We start from the raw sequence: 19,130 nt of genomic DNA on the forward strand, positions 1-19,130 counted from the left end.
ACCTCGCCCGGGCGGGACGCCCGGTGCCGCAACGCCTTCGGCGACGAACTCCGCGGAGCCTCAGCCGACCCGACTGAGCCGGGCGGCGGCCGGCTCCGACCCGGCCGCCGCCTCCGCCCTGGCGGGCGCGGCCGCCTCACGCTCCGGGCGCTCCGGCCCGGTCATCAGGATCGAGCGCTGCAGCCGCCGCAGGCCGATCGACGGCTCCATGCCCAACTCCCTTACCAGGGTGTTGCGCAGGCGCTGGTAGGCCTCCAGCGCCTCGCCGCGCCGGCCGGAGCGGTGCAGGGCGATCATGTACTGGCCGTGCAGGCTCTCGTGGGTGCGGTAGCGGTCCACCAGTACGGTCAGTTCGGCGAGCAGCACCCGGTGCCGGCCCAGCCGCAGGTCCGCCTCGATCCGCTGGTCCAGCGCACAGAGCCGGGTCTCCTCCAACCGCTTCGCCTCCACCCCCAGCTGACCGCCGGCCGGGACGTCGGCGAAGGCCGCCCCGCGCCACAGGCCGAGCGCCTCGGCGAGCATCCGGGCGGCCAGCGGGTGGTCCTCGCCGTCCATGGCGCGGTAGCCCATGCCGGCCAGGCGCTCGAACTCCCGGACGTCCGTCATCCCGCCGCCACTGTTGAGCATGTAGCCGCCGGGCGAGGTCACCAGCACGTCCTTGGCGCAGGAGACCCCGGCCGCCGCGCCCACCTGCCCGAGCGCGCGGTCGATCATGTCGCGCAGCTGGAGCACGTACGTCTGGACGGTGGTGCGCGCGCTGCGCGGCGGTCGCCCGGACCACAGCTCGTCGGCCAACGCCCTTGCCGGCACCACCTGGTCGGCCCGCAGGGCCAGCAACCCCAGCACCTGACGCGGCTTCGGTGCCGACGGCACCACCGAGACCCCGCACACCCGGACGTCCAGCGCCCCGAGCACCCGAATTTCCACGATGACCACCCCAATCACACGGAACGCCGCAGGCCTGTCCGCCGCGGCCGGCACCCGGGTCGACACCCCTAGGGCGACTGTCACCAGTCAAAAACAGGACGCGCGGTTTGTCAATACAAAACCGAACGCGCTGTTTGTTTCTGTGGAATGGGTGGCCCGGGGCTGGACGGCGAGCCGGATCGACCGAGCGTCACGGCTGTGACACCCGGAGCGACCGGCCGCGGACGTGCCGAAGGCGGCGCCGGACCTCTCGGGTCCCGCACCGCCACGTCTTCATCCGGACCGATCGGGCCGCCCCCGCGCGACCGCCCCCGCGCGCCCGCCGCCCCCGCACGACCCGGCGCGCCGCGGCGGGCGGGGAGGACGCCCACCGAGGTCAACCGGGCTGCGCCACCATGGACTTCAGCTCACCGGACGCCGACCTCGTCGACGACCGCCCCGACCCCGGAGCGCTCCTCGGCCGGGTCCGCGCCCGGGTCTGCGCCGGCCTCCTCGGCCGCCCGGGCGGCGGCCACCTCCGCGACCACCCGGGCGCCGCGGTCCGGCCCCATCTGCAGCGAGCCGAGCACGCCCGGCACCGCGATGCTCGGCATCAGGTGCTGGAACAGCCCGGCCACCCGCTGCTCCAGGTCCGCCCGCCCGGACAGCTTCTGCGACTGGATCTGCACGCCCGTCCAGGCAGCCGTGACCAGCCAGGCCGTGTCGGCCGGCACGATGTGCGGCAGCAGCTCGCCGCGCTCCCCGGCGGCGGTCAGCAGCGCCTCCAGGCGTCCGATCCACCCGGGGATCGCCCCTCCGCCGAGATCGTCGAAGACGTCCTGGCCGAGCGAGAGCCGGGCCCCCGCACTGAGCAGCGGGTCACGCGGCATCAGATAGGCCACCACCATCCCGGTGTCCACGAACTCCTGCAGTTTGCAGACCCGTTCGGGCACACCGTCCTGGACGAACTGCTCCTCCACGACACCCTGGGCGAGATCCCGCTTGGAAGCGAAATGGAAGTACACCGCGCCGCGCGTCACCCCGGCCCGCGAGACCACCTCGCCGATGGTGGCGCCCTCGTAGCCGAACTCGTCGAAGACCGACGCCGCCGCCTCGAGGATCAGCCGACGCGTCCGGAGCGCCCGCTCCTGCCGTACCACCCGCAACCACCCCGCCCAGAGCTCCGGAAAACAAAACCAAACACCCCGTATCTTAGCTACCGGTGGCCCGAGAGCGACAAGACGAAGTCCGGGAATCACCCCAAAGGCTCCTTCTCCCCCACCTGCCTCCCCCGGTCATTCCACAGGAGACGCGAAGCCTTCACCGGGCACCCGGAAACGGCAGCCGCACCAGCGTCCTTCGCCACCGACAAAACCGAACGATCGGTATTCCAATCTCCCGTTCGGCGACGACAGCCTCGTCCGCAACCGAAAGGTTGAATAGCCCGGAGCCCGGGGGTATCGTTGTCCTCAACCAATCGGTTGCGGAAGAACAGAGGTGCGTGGTGGCCGTCGACCAGCTGTCCCGGGCGTTCGTCGCCCTGGCCGATCCGACCAGGCGCGACATCGTCGCCCGGCTCTCGGTCCGGGACGCCACCGTCGGCGAGCTGGCCGAGTCCTACGCGATGTCCATGCAGGCCGTCTCCAAGCACCTCAAGGTGCTCGAGGAGGCCGGACTGGTGAGCCGCAGCCGGGACGCGCAGCGACGGCCGTGCCACCTGGAGCCGCAGGTGTTCGACCTGATGACGAGCTGGATCGAGCGGTACCGCCGCCAGGCGGAGGAGCGCTTCGGCCGCCTGGACGCCGTCCTCGCGGCCATGGCCGACGACGAGACCCCCGGGCCCCGCCCCGACCGGAAGCAGCACGCAGAACAGACAGAACGGACAGAACACTCCGAGCACACCGGAGGGAGCGACCGGCCCGCACGGGACGGCCGACCCGCGCAACACGAAGGAGACCCGTCATGACCTCCGCCACCGGCCACGAGACCCGGATCGACGCGGACCCGGCACTGCCGACCATCCGGATCGTCCGCGAGTTCGACGCCCCGCAGGAGAGGGTGTTCCGCGCCTGGATCGAGCCCGAGCTGGCCACCCAGTGGCTCGGCCCCCAGGACCTCGACATGAAGATCGACGCCTGGGAGGGGCGCACCGGCGGCCACTACCGCTACTCCATGCACCGCGAGGGGCAGCAGGTCGCCGCCTTCTACGGCTCCTTCCACGAAGTCCGACCGGCGAGCCGGCTCGTCCAGACCTTCACCTTCGAGGGCGTGCCGGACGGCGTCTCGCTGGACACCGCCGTCTTCGAACCCGCGGGCGAGGGCCGTACCCGCGTCACCGTGCTCTCCGTGGTCGACAGCCTCACCGCCCGCGACGCCATCCTGGCCAGCGGCATGGAGCACGGCGTGGTCGAGGGCTACCGGAAGCTGGACGCCCTGCTCGCCTCCTCCTGACACCTCACCCCTGACGCCTCACCCCTGACGCCTCACCCCAACGCCTCCTCCTGACACCTCCGCAGAGGCCCGACCCGTCCGGGCGGCGGCCCGCATCGCGCTCGGCCGCCGCCCACTGCTGCCCACGCCGCCCTCCACAGCCAGCCGGCGTCACCCGCTGTCACGGGCCGGCGGCACCGCCCGGCGTCACAGCTGGTCCGGCTCCCCCGCGCCCAGCAGCTCCTGGGCCGCGCGGACGAAGGCCCGGCCGGCGGCGGTGGAGCGGTCACGGTGCCAGAGCAGGCCCCACTCCACCGGCGCCGCACCGGCCAACGGCCGGTACACCACGTCCGGGCGGGCGTGGTAGCGCCGGGTCTGCGCTCCGACCGGGAACACCCCGAGCCCGGCCCCGACCAGCATCAGCACCTCGTTCAGCGTGCCGCCCACCGGCCCGAGCGCGGACGCCTCCCCGACGGACGGTCGAGGAGCCGGAGCACCACGCGGGGCAACCGAGCCCGACGGCCCGCCACCCGGCGCAGCGTCCGACGGCCCGCCACCCGATGACAGGTCGCCCGGTGCGCCGCCGCCCAGCACGGACCCGGGTCCCCGGTCCGCCCGGAAGGACTCCGGCAGGTCCGCGGGCAGCCGGACGAACGGGACCCCGAGCAGGTCCTCGGGCGCCACCGAGGCCGCCTCGGCCAACCGGTGCCCCGCCGGAACGGCGAGCATCCGGGGTTCGCTGACCAGCACCGGCCCCATCACCAACTCCGGTGACAGCAGCGGGAACTCCGCGAACACGAGATCCACCTCACCCGCCCGCAACAGGTCGAGCCGCTGCAGCAGCGGCGCCTCACGCAGCACCACCTCCCACCTCGCCAGCCGCGCGCGGAAGAGCTCGGCGACCCCGAACAGCAGCTGGCCGGCGGCCGGCTCTGCATAGGCCACCCGCAGCTCCCCGGCCTGCCCGTGCGCCGCGTCGGTGGCGCGCTGGACGGCCGCGCCGACCGCCCGCCACGCCGGCCCCAGCTCCTCCGCCAGCTGCCGGCCGATCGCCGTCGGCTCGACCCGGCGGCTCGTCCGGGCGAACAGCGGTGCACCCACCCGGCGTTCGAGCTTCCGCACGGTCTGGCTGACCCGCGCGGTCGAGACGTGCAGCCGCTCGGCCGTCCGCCCGAAGTGCAGCTCCTCCGACAGCACCAGGAAGGTCTCGATCTCGTGCCGCTCCGGCATCCCCGCCCCCGTTCGCCGCGGCACGCACCGCCCGTCGCCCAGCCGCCGGCGTCAGCAGCCGCGCTTCATCGTGAAGCACCGCTCATCGTTCAGTCTCCCTTCACGATCGTTGCACGGACCGCCGTTGATCACCCCACCGCCCCCGGGGGAGAGTGGAGCCGTCCGCCGAGGCCCGCCAAGGCCGCTCACCCCCACAGGAGTTCCCATGTTCGTCACCACCGGCCGCGCGCTCACCGCCCCCGCCGCCGACCTCGCCGCCGTCACCGCCGAACTCCGCGACCGCACCGAGATCCTGGACGCGCTGCTCCGCTTCGCCCTCGGCCAGGACCTCAAGGACCGCGACCTCTTCGCCTCCTCCTTCACCACCGACGCCGAACTCGACTTCCGCCCCGCGGCCGCCGCCTGGGGCGCCGAGCCGCCCCTGATGGTCGGCCGGGAGCCGATCGTCGACACGATCCTGAGCATGTTCACCGGACGGGTGAACACCACCCACCAGGTCACCAACCCGCGGATCACCGTGGACGGCGACCGGGCCCGGCTCACCGCCCTCGTCGAAGCACAGCACCTGCTGACCGCCGACCCGGCCACGCACGCACTGCTGAAGAACCGCTACGACGTCGAGCTGCTCCGCGACGGCGACCGCTGGCTGATGCACCGTGTCCGGATCGAGAACGTCTGGCTGACCGGCGAGCCGAAGGCGATCTTCGGCGGCTGAGGCCCCGCTGCACCGGTCAGGGCAGCACCGCCACGGCCTCCACCTCCACCAGCTGGTCGTCGTAGCCGAGCACGGTGACGCCCAGCAGTGTGCTGGGGGCGTCGTGCTCGCCCAGGTAGGCGCGGTAGACGTCCCAGACCTTCACCAAGTCGGCCTGGTCGGCCGAAGCGACGTACACCGTCGTCCGGGCGACGTCCGTGAGCCCGGCGCCGGCCTCCTCCAGGACGGCTATCAGGTTGCGCATCACCTGGTGGGCCTGCCCCTCGTAGTCCCCCACCGCCACCGTCCGCCCCTCCTCGTCCAGGGGGCAGGCGCCGGCGAGCCAGAGCGTACGGACCGGGGCGTCGACGACCGCCGCGTAGGCGTAGTCGACGACGGGGGTGAGGCGCGGGTGACGCATCAGTGTGACGGGGCTGCTCATCTGGACTCCCGAGGTCGCGACCGAACGTTCGCGCCCATCGTTGGCGCCTCCCGAATGACCGTCAATCGATTTACCAGCGGATTTCCCGCCACTGCGGGGCCCGTGCGTCCACGGTTCACCGCTGCGGGTGATGGCGGGTCAACTCGGCGAAGCGGAATCCTGGTCTGGTCCGGGGCGTCGCGCATCCGCCGCCCGATCGGCCGACGAGAGCAGGGAGTCAGCGATGGAACCCCGAGCACCCGAGGAGCCCGGTTCGCCCGCGGGGGCACCACGACCCGACCGCGACCGCGAGGAGCCCGCCGGCGTCGGCCGGCGCCGCGTGCTGGGCCTGGCCCTGGGCGCCGGCCTCGTCCCGGCGCTCGCGACGGAGGCGGCGGCCCAACCCGGCCGTACGCCCCGCGTGGAAGCGCCCCGCGACGCCGCCGCGCTGGGCCGCAGGGTCGCCGAGGTGGCCGCCGCCCAGATCGGCGTGCCCTATGCCTGGGGCGGCGGCGACCGCCTGGGCGCGAGCCTCGGCTTCTGCGACGACGAGAACGGCTACCTCGACGGCAAGTGCCTCGGGGAGAGCACGGTCGGTTTCGACTGCAGCGGCCTGTCGCTGTACTGCTGGTTCCGGGCCAGCGACGGCACGGTCGAGCTGGGGCACTACACCGTCGCCCAGTTCCACCGCAGCGCCCCGGTGGAGCGCGCCGACCTCGCCCCGGGGGACCTGCTGTTCTTCTCCCGCCCCGACGCACCGCTGCACCACGTCGGGATCCACGCGGGCGGCGGCGCGATGATCCACGCGGAACGCACCGGGACCCTGATCGCCCGGGTCGAGAACGTCCTCGACGTCCCGCGCTGGGCGGGCGAGTTCGCCGGCGCCCGCCGACCCGGCCCCACCGCCTGACCCGCCCGGCGGCCGGGGTCCGGGCCCCGGCCGCCGGGCGGCGCGGGCAGCCGGCCCTACAGCCCGCTGCCCGCGCCGCCCAGCCCCTCGTGGACGCGCAGCAGCAGGCCGTGCAGCGTCTGCCGCTCCGACTCGTCCAGCGGCGCCAGCACCTCGCCCTGCACCGCGCGCGCCTCGGCGTCCAGTTCCGCGAGCAGCTCCCGCCCCGCCCCGGTGACGGAGACCGTCACCCGCCGCCGGTCCGTCTGGTCCCGGGCCCGCTCGACGTACCCGGCGGCGGCCAGCTGGTCGGCGACCTTGGCCAGGTCGCTCGGGTCGACGCCTAGCCGCCGGACCAGGTCGCGCTGGGCCTGCGGGCCGAAGTCGGCGAGGGCGGCGAGCACGGCCATGTCCCAGAGCCGCAGCCCGCGTCCGGCGAGCCGCTCGGCCAGGCGGGCCCGCGCGGTGCGCCCGATCCGGGAGAGCAGGTAGCTGTCGAGGTCCCGCAGCATGGGCGGCAGGTCGGGAGCGGGAGGCGGTCCGGGGGCGGCGAGCGGTGCCGGAGCGGGGAGCGGTTCGGGGGTCATGGCGCAAGTCTAGGGTGAGTCCCTATAGTGGGTGGCGACCCACTAATCATCCCCTCGGCCCATCGATTCCTGACCCGCCGATCCCCGACCGACCACCACCGAGCCCGGGAGCTTCGACCGTGGACGCCCTGTACCCCCGCCTGCTCGTGACCGGCTTCGCCGAGTGCTTCCGCTTCTACCGCGCCGTCCTGCCACCGCTCACCGGTGCCACCCTGGTCAAGGGCACGCCCGACGGCCCGTACGCCAACTGGGACGTCGACGACCAGGCCGTCCTGGTGCTCTTCGACCGCGCCGCGATGGCCGCCACCCTCGGCACCAGCGGCCTGCCCGCCCGGCCCGCCGCCCCCGCCCAGGACGCCGCGATGCTCGCCCTCCGGGTGCCCGACGTGGACGAGGCCTTCACCCTCTGCCTGCGCCACGGCGGCACCCCGGTCGTCGGCCCGACCGACCGCCCCGAGTGGGGCCCGAACCTCCGCAGCGCCCACCTGCGGGACCCGGACGGACACCTGATCGAGCTGCAGTCGTACTGACGCCGGCGGCGCCCCGGACGGGTCGGCGCGCGGCCCGCCCGGGGCACCGGACGGGTCAGCGGTCCCGCGCCACGGTCCGGACGGCGGCGCCGAGCGCGTCGGACCGGGAGTCCGGCGCACAGGCCCGGCCGAGCAGCGGTGCGCGCCCGTCGGCGCCGGGAACGTGCCCGAGGACTGCGGCGCAGTACTGGACGTCCGGTACGGGCAGCGGGCGGTGCACGGTCGAGGCCGCCTGGGCGGCCGGGGCGCCGACGGCGCCGGCGAGGGCGAGACAGCCGGCGAGCGCCGGGGCGGCGAGACTACGCGGCATGCGCATGGGAACCTCCGGGAACGGCCCGGAGCGGTCCGGACCGGGGGACGGCGGGGACGACGGCGGCCGTGGACCCGGCCGCCCGCGCCCATTCGACGGGCGGCCACCGCCCCCGGCCGGTCCGACACACCGCGCACCGCACTAGTCGTACGTATGGCCACCAGTCATGCCCACCACGGCAGTCATGCCCACCGCTGCCGGACCACCGCCCGCCGGCGGCTCAGCGGCCCGCACCGTTCGGCCACAGCTCCGCACTGCACGCCGCCACGAGCGCGCCGATCCGGGCCCAGGCCTCCTCCGCCGGCAACGGGTCGAGCCGCCGGCCGCCCCGCAGCCGCAGGGCGACCCGCCCGTCCGCGGCCTCCCCGGCCCCGACCACCGCCTGGTACGGGGCCAGCCGTGCCGACCGGATCCGCGCACCGAGGGTGCCGTGCTCGGGGCCCGCGACCTCGGCGCGCAGCCCCAGGTCGAGGCAGCGCTGCCGGAGCCGCGCGGCCTGCGGCAGTTCGGCCTCCGAGACCGGCAGCAGCACCACCTGGGTCGGGGCCAGCCAGGCCGGGAAGGCGCCGCCGTACAGCTCGATCAGGTGGGCGACCAGCCGCTCGATGCTGCCGATCACGCTGCGGTGGACCATCACCGGGCGGTGCCTGGCGCCGTCCGGGCCGGTGTAGTGCAGGCCGAACCGCTCGGGCTGGTGGAAGTCGACCTGCACGGTGGAGAGGGTGGACTCGCGCCCGGCGCCGTCGGCGATCTGCACGTCGATCTTGGGCCCGTAGAACGCGGCCTCGCCCTCCACCGCCTCGAACGGTACGCCGGAACGCTCCAGGACGCCGGTCAGCAGCGCGGTCGCCCGTTCCCAGAGTGCCGGGTCCGCCACGTACTTGCCGCCCCCGCCGGGCAGGGAGAGCCGGTAGCGGACCGGCCGGACGCCGAGCGCCCGGTGCGCCTCGCGGATCAGCTCCAACGCCGCGACGGCCTCGTCGGCGGCCTGCTCCGGGGTGCAGAAGACGTGCGCGTCGTTCAGCCGGATCGCCCGAACCCTGCTCAGCCCGCCCAGCACCCCGGACAGCTCGGCCCGGTACATGTCTCCCAACTCTGCTATCCGCAGCGGGAGTTCACGGTAGCTGTGCGGGCGGGAACGGAAGATCAGCGCGTGGTGCGGGCAGAGGCTCGGCCGCAGCACCACCTGCTCCGACCCCAGCTCCATCGGCGGGAACATGTCCTCCCGGTAGTGCGCCCAGTGGCCGGAGATCTCGTACAACTCGCGTTTCCCGAGCGCCGGCGAGTAGACGTGCCTGTAGCCGGCCCGCCGCTCGCGCCCGCGGATGAACTCCTCCAGGGTGTGCCGGATCGCGGCGCCGTCGGGCAGCCAGTACGGCAGGCCGGACCCCATCAACGGGTCGGTGTCGAACAGGTCGAGCTCGCGGCCGAGCTTGCGGTGGTCGTTCACGGGTGGTCTCCCTCCACTCGGTCGGGGCGGGCGAGTGTGCCGGGAACGGCGAAGCCCCGGGGCACTCGGCCCCGGGGCTTCGGACTAGGTCAGCAGTCAGCGCGCCGGGACTCTCTCCGGCGTCGTCGTGGCGAGTGCAGCGCGCTTCATGCGATCCACGGTAACAGGCCCCGGCCGCAGCGGTGATCCGTTTTCCCCGCAGGCCGCCGGACCGCCCGGCTCAGTGCAGCAGCACGCAGCCGCGCGCGCCGAGCGCCGCGCGCAGCTCCGGCGACGGCCGCACGTCGTTCCACCGCAGGTCCAGCTTCTCCAGCGCGGGCAGTTCGGCCAGCCAGTCGGGCAGTTCGGTGATCCGGTTGCCGCGCAGGTCGAGCCGGCGCAGCAGCGGCAGCCCGGCCAGAGCCGGCGGGACCTCGGTGAAGGCGTTCTCCCGCAGCTCGAGCTCCCGCAGCTCACCGAGCCCGGCGAAGGTGCCCGGCAGCTCGCTCAACGCGTTGTCGCGCAACCAGAGTTCGCGCAGCGCGGGCAGGCCGCCGAGGCGTGCGGGCAGGGTGGTCAGCCGGTTCTGCTGGGCACGCAGCTCGACCAGGGAGACCATGTCACCGATGGTGGAGGGGAGTTCGGCCAGCCGGTTCTCCCCCACGTTGAGGTAGCGCAACGCGGTGAGCCGGCCGAGGGCCTCGGGGAGCGCGGTCAGCTCGTTGTCGTGCAGGTAGAGGAAGTCCCGCAGACCGGTGAGCCCGCCCAGTTCGGCGGGCACCGCGGCGAGCCGGTTGTGCCCGAGGTCGAGTGTCCGCAGCCGCTGCAACCTCCCGATCCCGGGCGGCAGTTCGGTCAGGCCGGTGTCGGCGAGGATGAGCACCGTCAGCTCGGTCCGGTCCCACACCCCGGCGGGCACCTCGTCGAGCGGCTGCCGCCAGAGGTTGAGCGTCGTGTCCGTCACGTCGGCCATTCTCCCTCCCCCGCTGCGCTCCGCCGACCGGGGCGAGGCGGCACCGGCCCGGAGCCGGCCGCTCGGCGACACCGCCCGGTCAGCGGACGATCAGCGGACGGCACCCGCCCGGCCCGGTTCGGGCGCGGCCACCGGCACGGCCCGGCGACGGCGGGCCGCGCGGCCTCGGAGCACCACCGCGTGGCCGACGGCGAGACCGAGCAGCAGCGTCACGACGGCCGGCCAGTAGGACCGGGGCTCCAGCGGCAGCGCGGCGGTGTCCGCCCGGGTGCCGATCACCGCCACCGGCAGCAGGCTCACCGCGCCCAGCGGCGCCCACCACGGGTACCGGCCGCGCGGGGCGCGCCGGACGGCGACGCACCAGAGCCCGAACAGCGCGGTCCCGGCGGCCGCGAAGACCAGCCCCGCCTCGGCCTGGGCGACCGCCCGGTGCGGGGAGTCGACGGTCGGGACGCTGGTGGCGCCGGAGGCGAGCTCGGTGACGGTGGACCCGTCGAGCGCGGTGGTCACCCGCACCTCGTCGCCGGTGTGCAGGCCCCGCAGGCCCTCCGGCAGCTCACCGAGGCGGAGTACCTCGCCCGCGCCGTCCCAGTCCCGGCCCACCGTCACGGCCGTGGTGGAGGAGCCGTCCGCGGCCGGCTCGATCGCGCGCACCACCCGTACCTCCACCGCCAGGCAGCGCCCCGCCGCATCGGCGGGGCGCGCCACCGTGCAGCGCGGCGCGGCGTCGTAGCGGTGGGCGTCGTCCAGCCCGTGGAGCAGCCGGACGACGCCGAACGGCAGCATCACCAGCGCGCAGACCAGCAGCGCGACGCCCGGCAGCACGCCGCGCAACCGGCGGCGCAGCGGCTCGCGCGGCGGCGGGCCGAGCCGGAACGACGGGTCGACGTGCCGCTCCCAACTCGCCCTGAGCCGGGCGAGGTCGGCGTCGAACCCGGGCCGCGGGTAGAGGGTGCTCTCCTGGAGGCCCGGCAGGGTCCGGCGGCGGCCGTCCACCAGGGTGATCCGGACCGAGGTCATCTCGCCCCCGCCACCGCTCTGGTGGCGCACCGCTATCCAGCGGACCTCCCCCCAGGGGTAGCCGTGCACCCGGCCCAGCCCCCGGTAGATCCTGATGCCGTCCTCCCCGGCCTCCGTCCAGCACCGCTTCAGCAGCAGGACCGACGCCGGGATCACCACCGCGAGCGCGGCGGCCGTCCACCCCAGCCCCTCCGCGCCGTTGCGCATCGTCGCGATCACGGTCTGCACGCCGATCAGACCCGCCGGCAGCCACAGCCGGCGCCACGCGAACGTGAGGTCCCCACCCCGGAAGCGAACGTCATCCACCGCGGCAGCGTACGCCCGGGCGCGGTCCGACACGAGGGGGGTGCCCGGTCCGGCACGAGGGGGGGTACCCGGACCTGCCCGGCGGGGCGGGCGGTCAGTGCGCGGCGGCCGCCACCACCGCCGCGACGAAGGCGGGCACGGCGGGGTCGGCCGCGCCCTCCCGCCAGGCGAGCACCACGCGGCTCGGCGGGTAGTCGGCCAGCGGCACGTAGGCCACGCCCTCGGTGACGTGGCGGTGGGTCGCTCCGGCCGGCAGGATGCCGACCGCGCCCTGCCAGACGACGGCGTGCAGGCACTCCGCCACCGAGCGCACCACCGGACCGGACGGTTCCCGGTCCGCCGCCGAGCCGGGCCCCGGCAGCGGGCCCGCCGCCGCTCCGAGCCAGTAGCCGCGCCAGTCCGGGTCGGCGGTCTCGGGCAGCCGGATCCAGGGCCGCGCCCGCAGCGAGCCCACCCGCAACTCGGCGTGCTCCGCCAGGGGATCGCCCGCGGGTACGGCGGCGACCAGGGGCTCCTCCCCCAGCGGCTGGAGCGAGAGGTCCGCGGTGTCGAACGGGAGCCTGGTCAGGGCGATGTCGACGCGGCCGGCCCGCAGTCCGGCGGTCGGGTCGCTGAGCTCCGACTCGCATAGCCGCACCTCCGCCTCGGGGTGCGTGCGGCGGAAGTGCTCGGCCGCCCGCGGGCCGAGTTCCAGTCCGGCGCCGGCGACCGTGCCCACCCTGAGCGTGCGCCGCCGGCCGGTCCGGCTCACCCGCTCCCGGGTGCGGTCGGCCGCCGCCAGCAGCTCGCGGGCCTCGGCCAGCAGCACGGCACCGGCCTCGGTGAGGAGCACGCCCTGCGCGGAACGCTCCAGCAGCCGGCAGTCCAGCTCCCGCTCCAGTTCGCGGATGCGCTGGCTGAGCGGCGGCTGGGACATGTGCAGCCGGGCGGCCGCCCGGCCGAAGTGCCGTTCCTCGGCCACGGCGACGAAGTAGCGCAGGCGGCGGAGGTCCATGCCGTACACCGTATCGGAGCCGTCCGACTCGTCACGGAGCGGTCCGGCCCGCATCGGTCGGCCCGGCTGGTATCGGATCGGTCCGGGCGGTATCGGATCGGTCCGGGCGGTATCGAAACGGTCTTGGACGGGGCGCCGGGCCCGCTGCTGAGCTGGTCCCGTACGGCGGGAGCAGGTCCCGCCCGGTTCTCAGAGGTGACCCGCATGGAACCCGTCAGCCACTCGCACGACCACGGCTACCAGGACCCGTCCGACCTCCAGCGGGCCCGCCAGGTCGGCCGGTTGGCCCCCGCGGAGTTCGCCGCCTGGCAGTCCTTCCAGGGCGCCGTCGACCGCACGGACGGTGCCGTGCCGCGCCGGTACCGCGAGCTCGTCGCGATCGCCGTGGCGTTGACCACCCAGTGCTCGTACTGCCTCGACGTCCACACCGGCCAGGCCCTGAGGCACGGCGTCACCGCCGAGGAGCTGGCCGAGGTCGTCTTCGTCGCCGGGGCCGTCCGCGCCGGCGGATCGCTGGCCCACGGACTGCAGGCGATGAAGCTCTACGACCGGCACGCGACCGCCGCCGGGCAGTCGACCGGGTCGGTGCACTGACACCTCCTGCCGCACGCGGCGGCACCGGCGCACGGGGCCGCCGCGGTGGTGCTGCTGGAGGTGTCGTTGCGGTGGTGGTGGTAAGGGTGCCGCCGCGGTGGTGGCGGCAGAGGCGCCCCGGCTGAACCGCAACCACCGCCCCGGCCAACGGCGGTGACGAGTTGTGAATGGATCTGGCGCTTCCTTTCACTGTTCCGATACGTTCTGGATCACTCAGCGGTCAGCAGCCCTCCGGGAGTCGTCATCAGCGCCCAGTCCGCCCCCGCACCCCTCACCCTCCCCGCACTGCTGGACCACCGGGCCGCGCTGCACCCCGACCGGACGGCACTGCTGGTACCGGGCGGTGGCAGCCTGACCTACCGGACGTGGCGCGAGCGGGCGGTGCGGGCCGCCCACGGGCTGGCCCGGGCCGGGGTCCGCCCCGGCGACCGCGTGGCGCTGCTGTTCACCAACCGGGAGTGGGACGCGTACGCCGTGGCGTTCCTGGCCGCGCACTACGCCGGCGGGGCCGGGCTGGTGATCCGGGAGGACCTGCCGCCCGAGGACGTCGACCGGCTCATCGAGGCCGCCGGGGCCCGGCTGGCGATCGCCGGAGGCGGGCCGCACACCTCCCTGCCCACCCTCCGCCTGGACGAACTGGATGAACCGGACGAAGGAACCGGACCGAACGACCCCGGCGCCCTGGACGGCCCCGGCCACCCGGGCGGCCCCGAGGGCCGGGCCGGCGACGCGCCCGCGGCCGAACCCCCGCACCGGGCCGCCCCCGGCGACCTCGCCCAGATCATCGGGACCTCCGGCACCACCGGCGCCCCCAAGGGCGTCCGCGCCGCTCACGCCAGCCTCACCGCCGGGCTGGTCCTCGCCCCCCGCCCCCGCCCGTACGCGCACTCCCGGTACGCCGTGCACGCCTTCCCGATCGGGACCAACGCCGCCCAGGTCGTGCTGGTCAACGCGCTGACCGCGCAGCCCGCCACGATCTGCCTGCCGCGCTTCGACGCGGAGGAGTTCGGGCGGGTGGTGGAGGAGTTCGGCGCGGGCACCGTCTTCCTGGTGCCGTCCATGGCGGTCGAGCTGCTCAACTCCGGGGTCGCCGACCGGCGGGACCTCTCCGGCGTCCTGCTGGTCAGCTCCTCGGCCGCCGCGCTCCCGCCCGCCGTCGCCGCCGGGCTCTGCGCCGCCCTCCCGAAGGCGACCGTCGTCAACACCTACACCTCCGCCGAGGCCTCCCCCGCCCAGGTCTCCGCGATCGTCGACCCGGCCCGCCCCGGGTCGGTCGGCCGCCCGACCGACCCGGCCGCCCTGCGGATCCTCGACGAGACCGGACGGCCCGTCGCCCCCGGCGGCACCGGCGAGATCTGGCTGCGCCAGCCCGGCCCGCCGCGCGGGTACGTCGGAGCCGGATCGGCGGACGTGTTCCGGGACGGCTGGGTGCGGATGGGCGACCTCGGCCGACTCGACGGGGACGGCCACCTCCACCTGGTCGACCGCGAGAGCGACGTCGTCAAGTCCGGCGCCCTGAAGGTCTCGACGCTGCGCATCGAGGCCGTGCTGCACGAGCACCCGCGGGTCGCCGACGCCGCCGCGCTCGGGCTGCCGCACCCGGTGATGGGTCAGGTGCCGGTCGCCGCGGTGGTCCCCGCGCCCGGCGGGATCGACCTCGACGAGCTGCGGCTCTTCCTCGGCACCCGGCTGGCCCGGCCCGAACTGCCGGTGCGCGTCCTGCTGACGGACGCCCTGCCCCGCAACCCCAGCGGCAAGGTCGTCAAGCACCGCCTGCGGGCGCGCTTCGAAGAGCCCGCGACCGCCTCGGGCGGCACCGCGCCGGCCACGGCACGGGAGCTCGCGCTGGCGGGCCTGTGGCGCAGCGTGCTGGGGCGGCCGGTCCGGGCCGTGGAGGAGGAGTTCTTCGCCCTCGGCGGGGATTCCTTCCGGGCCGTCCAGCTGGCCGCCGCGATCACCGCCGAGTTCGGGGTCGCGGCGGGGACGGCCCTGGTCTTCGAACGGCCCTCGCTACGGGCCCAGGCCGCCTGGCTGGAGCAGGCGGCGACGGCCCCCACCCCGCACGTCACCGCGGCGCCCGACCCCACCGCACCCGCCGGCGGTGCTCCGGCCGCGGCCGGGGTGCCGGCCTTCCTGCGGGCGCTGCGCGCCCAGCCGCACGCGCTGCCCCTCACCTCGCAGCAGGAGAACTTCCTGCGCTGGATGGCCGAGGCCCCCGGCCGCCAGGTCGGTTCGGTGGCGGTGATGTTCCGGGTGATGGCGGAGCTGCGGACCGACGCGCTGGCCGAGGCCCTGTACGAGGTGGTCCGCCGCCACCCCGCGCTGCGCACCCGCTTCCTCCCGGTGCCCGGGAGCGGCCCGGACACCCCGCCCGGCCTCCACCGGACGGTGCTCGACGACGAACCGGCCGCCGACGTGGTGCTGGTGGACGCCCCCGGCCTCGACGACGCCGAGGTGTCGGCCCGGCTGGTCGCCGAACGGGACCGCCCGACGGACCACACGGCCGGGCCGACGACCCGGCTGGCCGTGGTGAGCCGCGGGCCGGAGGACCACGTCGTCCTGCTGGCCGTCCACCACCTCGTCGCCGACGGCTGGTCGCTCGGCGTCCTGCTGCGCGACCTGGGGGTGTGCTACTCGGCGCTGCGCAACGGCCGCCCGGCCCCGGCGGCGCGCCCCGGGCCGGCCTACCGCGAGCTGGTGGAGTGGTCGAACGCGCACTGGCCGGCCAACCGGGCGCACTTCGCGGCCACGCTCGCGGGCGCGCCCGCCGCGGTCGAACCCTTCCCGGGGCGGCGGCACACCGAGGTGGTGCTGAGCGCCGCCCGGGCGTTCACCGTGCCGCCCGCCCGGGCGGCGGCCCTGCGGGCCCGGGCGGCGGAGCTGGGGGCCACGCCGTTCCTCGCGGTGGCCGCGGTGTGGAGCGGGCTGCTGGCCGAACGCAGCGGGCAGCGGGACCTCGTGCTGATGACGCCGGTACCGGGCCGGACCAGGCCGGAGGCGGAACGGGCGGTCGGCTGCTTCGTGCAGTCGCTGCTGCTGCGGGTGGACGCCTCCGGCTCGCCCGGGTTCGCCGAGCTGCTCGACCGGGTGCGGGCCGCCGCCACCGCCGCGCTGGACCACCAGCTCTACCCCTTCGCGGAGTTCAGCCCGCTGGTCCCGTTCGCGGCCTGGCTGCGGTACGAGAGCTGGAGCGCCCCGGCACAGCTGCCCGGGGTGGCCTGCGCCGCGTGGGAGCTACCGCGCAACGCCACCGTGCCCTACCCGCTCCCCGGCGGCGACCGGCACGTCCCGGAGCTCGCCGTCACCGAGCAGCCGGACGGCGGGCTGCGCTGCTGGCTGCGCTACAACGAGCACGCCTTTCCGGCCGGTGCGGTGGACGCGCTGGCCGCGGACCTCGCCGCCGCACTGGCCGCGGCGGCGGGGGCCTGACCGCCGGGGCCGCCCTGCGGCCGGGCGCTGCAGCCGGCCGGTGAGCCGCTGAACCGGCCACCCGAGCAGCGGGGGTCCCGCGGTGTGACGGACCCGCCCGAGCACCTGCGGCCCGACCGAGTGACCCGCATCACATCCCGCTCCTGTCAGCAACCGGGGCGCCGTCTCGTCCAAGGGGCACGCGAACGAGACAGGAGTAACGCCATGAAGCACCGCATCGTCGTACTCGGCGCCGGATACGCCGGGGCCTTCACCGCCGGGAACCTGGCCCGCCGGCTCTCCCCCGCCGACACCGAGGTGACCGTCGTCAACGCCGTGCCCGACTTCGTCGAGCGGATGCGACTCCACCAGCTCGCGGCCGGCCGGGACCTCGCGTCCCTCACGCTCGCCGACGTCTTCGCGGGCACCGGGGTGCGCCTGCGCCTGGCGCTCGTCACCGGCGTCGACCCCGAGCGCAGGACCGTCGCCCTGACCGGCGAGGACGGCGACGGCGAGCTGGAGTACGACACGCTCCTCTACGCGCTCGGCAGCTCCGCGGCCGACCACGGTGTCCCCGGCGTGACCGAGTACGCCTGTGACGTGACCGGCCGGGCCTCGGCGCTGCGTCTGCGCGAGCGCCTGGCCGCCCTCGGTGAGGGCGGCACCGTGCTGGTGGTCGGTGAGGGGCTGACCGGCATCGAGACCGCCACGGAGCTGGCCGAGTGCCGGCCCGACCTCTCCGTCGCGCTCGCCGCCCGCGGCGAGCCGGGCGCCTGGCTCTCCCCGAGGGCCCGCCGTCACCTGTACCGGGCCTTCGACCGGCTCGGCGTCACCGTCCACGAGCACACCGGCGTCGTGGCCGTCGAGCCGACACGGGTGATCGCCTCCGACGGCAGGTCCGCTCCCGCCGACGTGACCGTGTGGTCGGCCGGGTTCGCCGTTCACCCCATCGCAGCCGCCGGCGGCCTGGAGGTCGCCGAAACCGGCCAGATCGTCGTCGACCGCACCATGCGCTCGATCTCGCACCCGGACGTCTACGCCGTCGGTGACTGTGCCTACGCGATCGGCGCGAACGGGCGGCCTCTGCCGATGTCCTGCGCCTCGGCCGGCTTCACCACCATGCAGGCGACCGCCGCGATCATCGCGCGCCTGACGGGCCGCCGGGTCCCGACCACCGGGCTGAAGTACTACGGGAACCACATCAGCCTCGGGCAGCGGGACGCGATCTTCCAGATGGTGGACGGGGACGTCCGGTCGAGGTCCTGGTACCTGGGCGGCCGGGCCGCCGCCCGGCTCAAGTCGGGCGTGCTCACGGGGGCCGGGTGGGGCATCGTCCACCCGACCTTCGGCATGCCGAAGCGCAAGCTCCGCCTGGCCGCCGAGCCTGGCCGGACCGCTGCGGGGACCGCCGCATAGGCTGCCCCGCATGGACAGCGCAGCCATCGATCGGTTCGAGGCCGGCCGGGGCCGGCTGGCCTCGCTCGCGTACCGCCTGCTCGGCTCGGCCGCCGACGCCGAGGACGCCGTGCAGGACGCGTTCCTCCGCTGGCAGGCCGCGGACCGGGACCGCATCGACGTGCCGGAGGCGTGGTTGACCAAGGTCGTCACCAACCTCTGCCTCGACCGGCTCCGCTCGGCGCAGGCGCGCCACGAGCGAGCGGCCGGAGACTGGCTGCCCGAACCACTCCTCGAGGGCGATCCGATGCTCGGCCCCGCCGATACCTTCGAGCAGCGGGAATCGGTGTCCTTGGCCGTGCTGACCCTCATGGAGCGCCTCTCGCCGGTCGAGCGGGCCGCCTACGTCCTGCGCGAGGCCTTCTCCTACTCCCACGCCGAGATCGCCGGGATCCTCGACATCACCGAGTCCGCGAGCCAGCAGCACGTCCACCGGGCCCGCCGCAGGGTATCCGCCGAGCGCCGCGGCGGTGGCGAGGTGGACTCCGCGTCCGCGCGCCGGGTCGTCGAGGAGTTCCTCGCCGCCGCGGTGTCGGGGCGCACCGAACGGCTCGTGGCGCTGCTCACCGCCGACGCCACCGCGGTCTCGGACGGCGCCGGACTGGCCAGGCGGCTCCTGCGGTACACGACGCGCGAGCGCATCGCCTCCTTCGTTCGGGCCGGCTTCAAGGCCACGCCGGCGAAGCGGCGGCTGGCCGGCGGCTCGCCCGCGATGCACATCGCGCTGGTCAACGGATCCCCGGCGGTCCTCGCCGTGGTCGACGACCGGGTCGTGGGCGCCGTCGCGTTCGACGTCAGCGGCGGCAAGGTCGCGTCGCTGCGCGGCATCGCCGCCGCGGGTCGGATCGCGCGCCTCGACGAGGCTTGGCGACAGCACGAACACGACGTGCCGGTCATCAGCGCGTGGTGACCGGAGCCACCGCGGTCCGGTGAGGTGAGCCGGAGCGGGGACGG

The 19,130-nt window shown here is 75.3% G+C and carries 19 protein-coding genes; 9 read left to right on the plus strand and 10 right to left on the minus strand.

The window, feature by feature from the left end; all coding sequences use genetic code 11:
• Window positions 1-60: 60 nt before the first annotated feature.
• Window positions 61-927, minus strand: a complete 867-nt coding sequence (locus tag ACIRS1_RS28925) for an AfsR/SARP family transcriptional regulator (protein WP_363365654.1) — start codon at window positions 925-927, stop codon at window positions 61-63.
• Window positions 928-1,334: 407 nt separating this feature from the next.
• A complete protein-coding gene (locus ACIRS1_RS28930) occupies window positions 1,335-2,066 on the minus strand; it encodes a ScbR family autoregulator-binding transcription factor (RefSeq protein WP_360223297.1) in 732 nt (243 codons plus the stop codon).
• A gap of 344 nt (window positions 2,067-2,410) precedes the next feature.
• On the opposite strand from ACIRS1_RS28930, the gene ACIRS1_RS28935 reads away from it, so the two are divergent.
• Window positions 2,411-2,872, plus strand: coding sequence for an ArsR/SmtB family transcription factor (locus ACIRS1_RS28935; RefSeq protein WP_402844865.1), 462 nt, complete (start codon window positions 2,411-2,413; stop codon window positions 2,870-2,872).
• Window positions 2,869-3,357 (plus strand): SRPBCC family protein, encoded by a 489-nt coding sequence (locus ACIRS1_RS28940; RefSeq protein ID WP_402844863.1) that lies wholly within the window; start codon window positions 2,869-2,871, stop codon window positions 3,355-3,357. Before ACIRS1_RS28935 ends, ACIRS1_RS28940 begins: the two co-directional genes overlap by 4 nt.
• A 186-nt stretch (window positions 3,358-3,543) precedes the next feature.
• Here ACIRS1_RS28940 and ACIRS1_RS28945 read toward each other — a convergent pair whose 3' ends face one another.
• Entirely contained in the window at window positions 3,544-4,566 is a 1,023-nt protein-coding gene (locus tag ACIRS1_RS28945) for a LysR substrate-binding domain-containing protein (RefSeq protein WP_402844861.1), read from the minus strand.
• A gap of 205 nt (window positions 4,567-4,771) precedes the next feature.
• Between ACIRS1_RS28945 and ACIRS1_RS28950 the strand changes: the two genes are divergently transcribed.
• On the plus strand, window positions 4,772-5,281 hold the full coding sequence (locus tag ACIRS1_RS28950; protein WP_360223285.1) for a nuclear transport factor 2 family protein: 510 nt from the start codon (window positions 4,772-4,774) through the stop codon (window positions 5,279-5,281).
• Between the two features lie 16 nt (window positions 5,282-5,297).
• On the opposite strand, the gene ACIRS1_RS28955 is transcribed toward ACIRS1_RS28950, so the two are convergent.
• Window positions 5,298-5,702 (minus strand): RidA family protein, encoded by a 405-nt coding sequence (locus ACIRS1_RS28955; protein ID WP_402844859.1) that lies wholly within the window; start codon window positions 5,700-5,702, stop codon window positions 5,298-5,300.
• A gap of 223 nt (window positions 5,703-5,925) precedes the next feature.
• Between ACIRS1_RS28955 and ACIRS1_RS28960 the strand changes: the two genes are divergently transcribed.
• Entirely contained in the window at window positions 5,926-6,591 is a 666-nt protein-coding gene (locus ACIRS1_RS28960; RefSeq protein WP_402844913.1) for a C40 family peptidase, read from the plus strand.
• Between the two features lie 56 nt (window positions 6,592-6,647).
• On the opposite strand, the gene ACIRS1_RS28965 is transcribed toward ACIRS1_RS28960, so the two are convergent.
• Window positions 6,648-7,157, minus strand: a complete 510-nt coding sequence (locus tag ACIRS1_RS28965) for a MarR family winged helix-turn-helix transcriptional regulator (RefSeq protein WP_402844857.1) — start codon at window positions 7,155-7,157, stop codon at window positions 6,648-6,650.
• 119 nt (window positions 7,158-7,276) lie between these two features.
• On the opposite strand from ACIRS1_RS28965, the gene ACIRS1_RS28970 reads away from it, so the two are divergent.
• On the plus strand, window positions 7,277-7,687 hold the full coding sequence (locus ACIRS1_RS28970; RefSeq protein ID WP_402844855.1) for a VOC family protein: 411 nt from the start codon (window positions 7,277-7,279) through the stop codon (window positions 7,685-7,687).
• A 55-nt stretch (window positions 7,688-7,742) separates the two neighbouring features.
• On the opposite strand, the gene ACIRS1_RS28975 is transcribed toward ACIRS1_RS28970, so the two are convergent.
• The 5 genes from ACIRS1_RS28975 to ACIRS1_RS28995 form a co-directional block, all read right to left on the minus strand.
• Complete coding sequence (locus ACIRS1_RS28975; protein WP_360219022.1) at window positions 7,743-7,997, minus strand: hypothetical protein; 255 nt, start codon at window positions 7,995-7,997, stop codon at window positions 7,743-7,745.
• A 220-nt stretch (window positions 7,998-8,217) separates the two neighbouring features.
• The gene (gene thrS / locus ACIRS1_RS28980; RefSeq protein ID WP_402844853.1) at window positions 8,218-9,447 is read right to left on the minus strand and encodes a threonine--tRNA ligase; all 1,230 of its coding nucleotides are present in this window, start codon (window positions 9,445-9,447) and stop codon (window positions 8,218-8,220) included.
• 220 nt (window positions 9,448-9,667) lie between these two features.
• Window positions 9,668-10,399 (minus strand): leucine-rich repeat domain-containing protein, encoded by a 732-nt coding sequence (locus ACIRS1_RS28985; protein WP_402844852.1) that lies wholly within the window; start codon window positions 10,397-10,399, stop codon window positions 9,668-9,670.
• A 90-nt stretch (window positions 10,400-10,489) separates the two neighbouring features.
• Complete coding sequence (locus ACIRS1_RS28990) at window positions 10,490-11,725, minus strand: hypothetical protein (RefSeq protein ID WP_402844850.1); 1,236 nt, start codon at window positions 11,723-11,725, stop codon at window positions 10,490-10,492.
• Between the two features lie 94 nt (window positions 11,726-11,819).
• On the minus strand, window positions 11,820-12,719 hold the full coding sequence (locus tag ACIRS1_RS28995) for a LysR substrate-binding domain-containing protein (RefSeq protein ID WP_360219034.1): 900 nt from the start codon (window positions 12,717-12,719) through the stop codon (window positions 11,820-11,822).
• A 204-nt stretch (window positions 12,720-12,923) separates the two neighbouring features.
• Here ACIRS1_RS28995 and ACIRS1_RS29000 point away from each other — a divergent pair, with 204 nt between their 5' ends.
• From ACIRS1_RS29000 to ACIRS1_RS29015, 4 genes are all read left to right on the plus strand, one after another.
• A complete protein-coding gene (locus ACIRS1_RS29000; RefSeq protein WP_402844849.1) occupies window positions 12,924-13,313 on the plus strand; it encodes a carboxymuconolactone decarboxylase family protein in 390 nt (129 codons plus the stop codon).
• A 153-nt stretch (window positions 13,314-13,466) separates the two neighbouring features.
• A complete protein-coding gene (locus ACIRS1_RS29005; RefSeq protein ID WP_402844847.1) occupies window positions 13,467-16,742 on the plus strand; it encodes an AMP-binding protein in 3,276 nt (1,091 codons plus the stop codon).
• A 204-nt stretch (window positions 16,743-16,946) separates the two neighbouring features.
• Window positions 16,947-18,137, plus strand: coding sequence for an NAD(P)/FAD-dependent oxidoreductase (locus tag ACIRS1_RS29010; protein ID WP_402844846.1), 1,191 nt, complete (start codon window positions 16,947-16,949; stop codon window positions 18,135-18,137).
• A 10-nt stretch (window positions 18,138-18,147) separates the two neighbouring features.
• Entirely contained in the window at window positions 18,148-19,086 is a 939-nt protein-coding gene (locus tag ACIRS1_RS29015) for a sigma-70 family RNA polymerase sigma factor (RefSeq protein WP_402844845.1), read from the plus strand.
• Window positions 19,087-19,130 lie beyond the last annotated feature (44 nt).

The organism is Kitasatospora sp. NPDC101176 (genome assembly GCF_044768035.1).
Taxonomy (GTDB): Bacteria; Actinomycetota; Actinomycetes; order Streptomycetales; family Streptomycetaceae; genus Kitasatospora.

Bases quoted from the DNA above. Each gene is read 5' to 3' on its own strand.
- ACIRS1_RS28940 (WP_402844863.1), top strand. From the start codon at position 2,869: ATGACCTCCGCCACCGGCCACGAGACCCGGATCGACGCGGACCCGGCA.
- ACIRS1_RS28945 (WP_402844861.1), bottom strand. From the start codon at position 4,566: ATGCCGGAGCGGCACGAGATCGAGACCTTCCTGGTGCTGTCGGAGGAG.
- ACIRS1_RS28950 (WP_360223285.1), top strand. From the start codon at position 4,772: ATGTTCGTCACCACCGGCCGCGCGCTCACCGCCCCCGCCGCCGACCTC.
- ACIRS1_RS28955 (WP_402844859.1), bottom strand. From the start codon at position 5,702: ATGAGCAGCCCCGTCACACTGATGCGTCACCCGCGCCTCACCCCCGTC.
- ACIRS1_RS28960 (WP_402844913.1), top strand. From the start codon at position 5,926: ATGGAACCCCGAGCACCCGAGGAGCCCGGTTCGCCCGCGGGGGCACCA.
- ACIRS1_RS28965 (WP_402844857.1), bottom strand. From the start codon at position 7,157: ATGACCCCCGAACCGCTCCCCGCTCCGGCACCGCTCGCCGCCCCCGGA.
- ACIRS1_RS28975 (WP_360219022.1), bottom strand. From the start codon at position 7,997: ATGCCGCGTAGTCTCGCCGCCCCGGCGCTCGCCGGCTGTCTCGCCCTC.
- ACIRS1_RS28985 (WP_402844852.1), bottom strand. From the start codon at position 10,399: ATGGCCGACGTGACGGACACGACGCTCAACCTCTGGCGGCAGCCGCTC.
- ACIRS1_RS28995 (WP_360219034.1), bottom strand. From the start codon at position 12,719: ATGGACCTCCGCCGCCTGCGCTACTTCGTCGCCGTGGCCGAGGAACGG.
- ACIRS1_RS29000 (WP_402844849.1), top strand. From the start codon at position 12,924: ATGGAACCCGTCAGCCACTCGCACGACCACGGCTACCAGGACCCGTCC.
- ACIRS1_RS29010 (WP_402844846.1), top strand. From the start codon at position 16,947: ATGAAGCACCGCATCGTCGTACTCGGCGCCGGATACGCCGGGGCCTTC.
- ACIRS1_RS29015 (WP_402844845.1), top strand. From the start codon at position 18,148: ATGGACAGCGCAGCCATCGATCGGTTCGAGGCCGGCCGGGGCCGGCTG.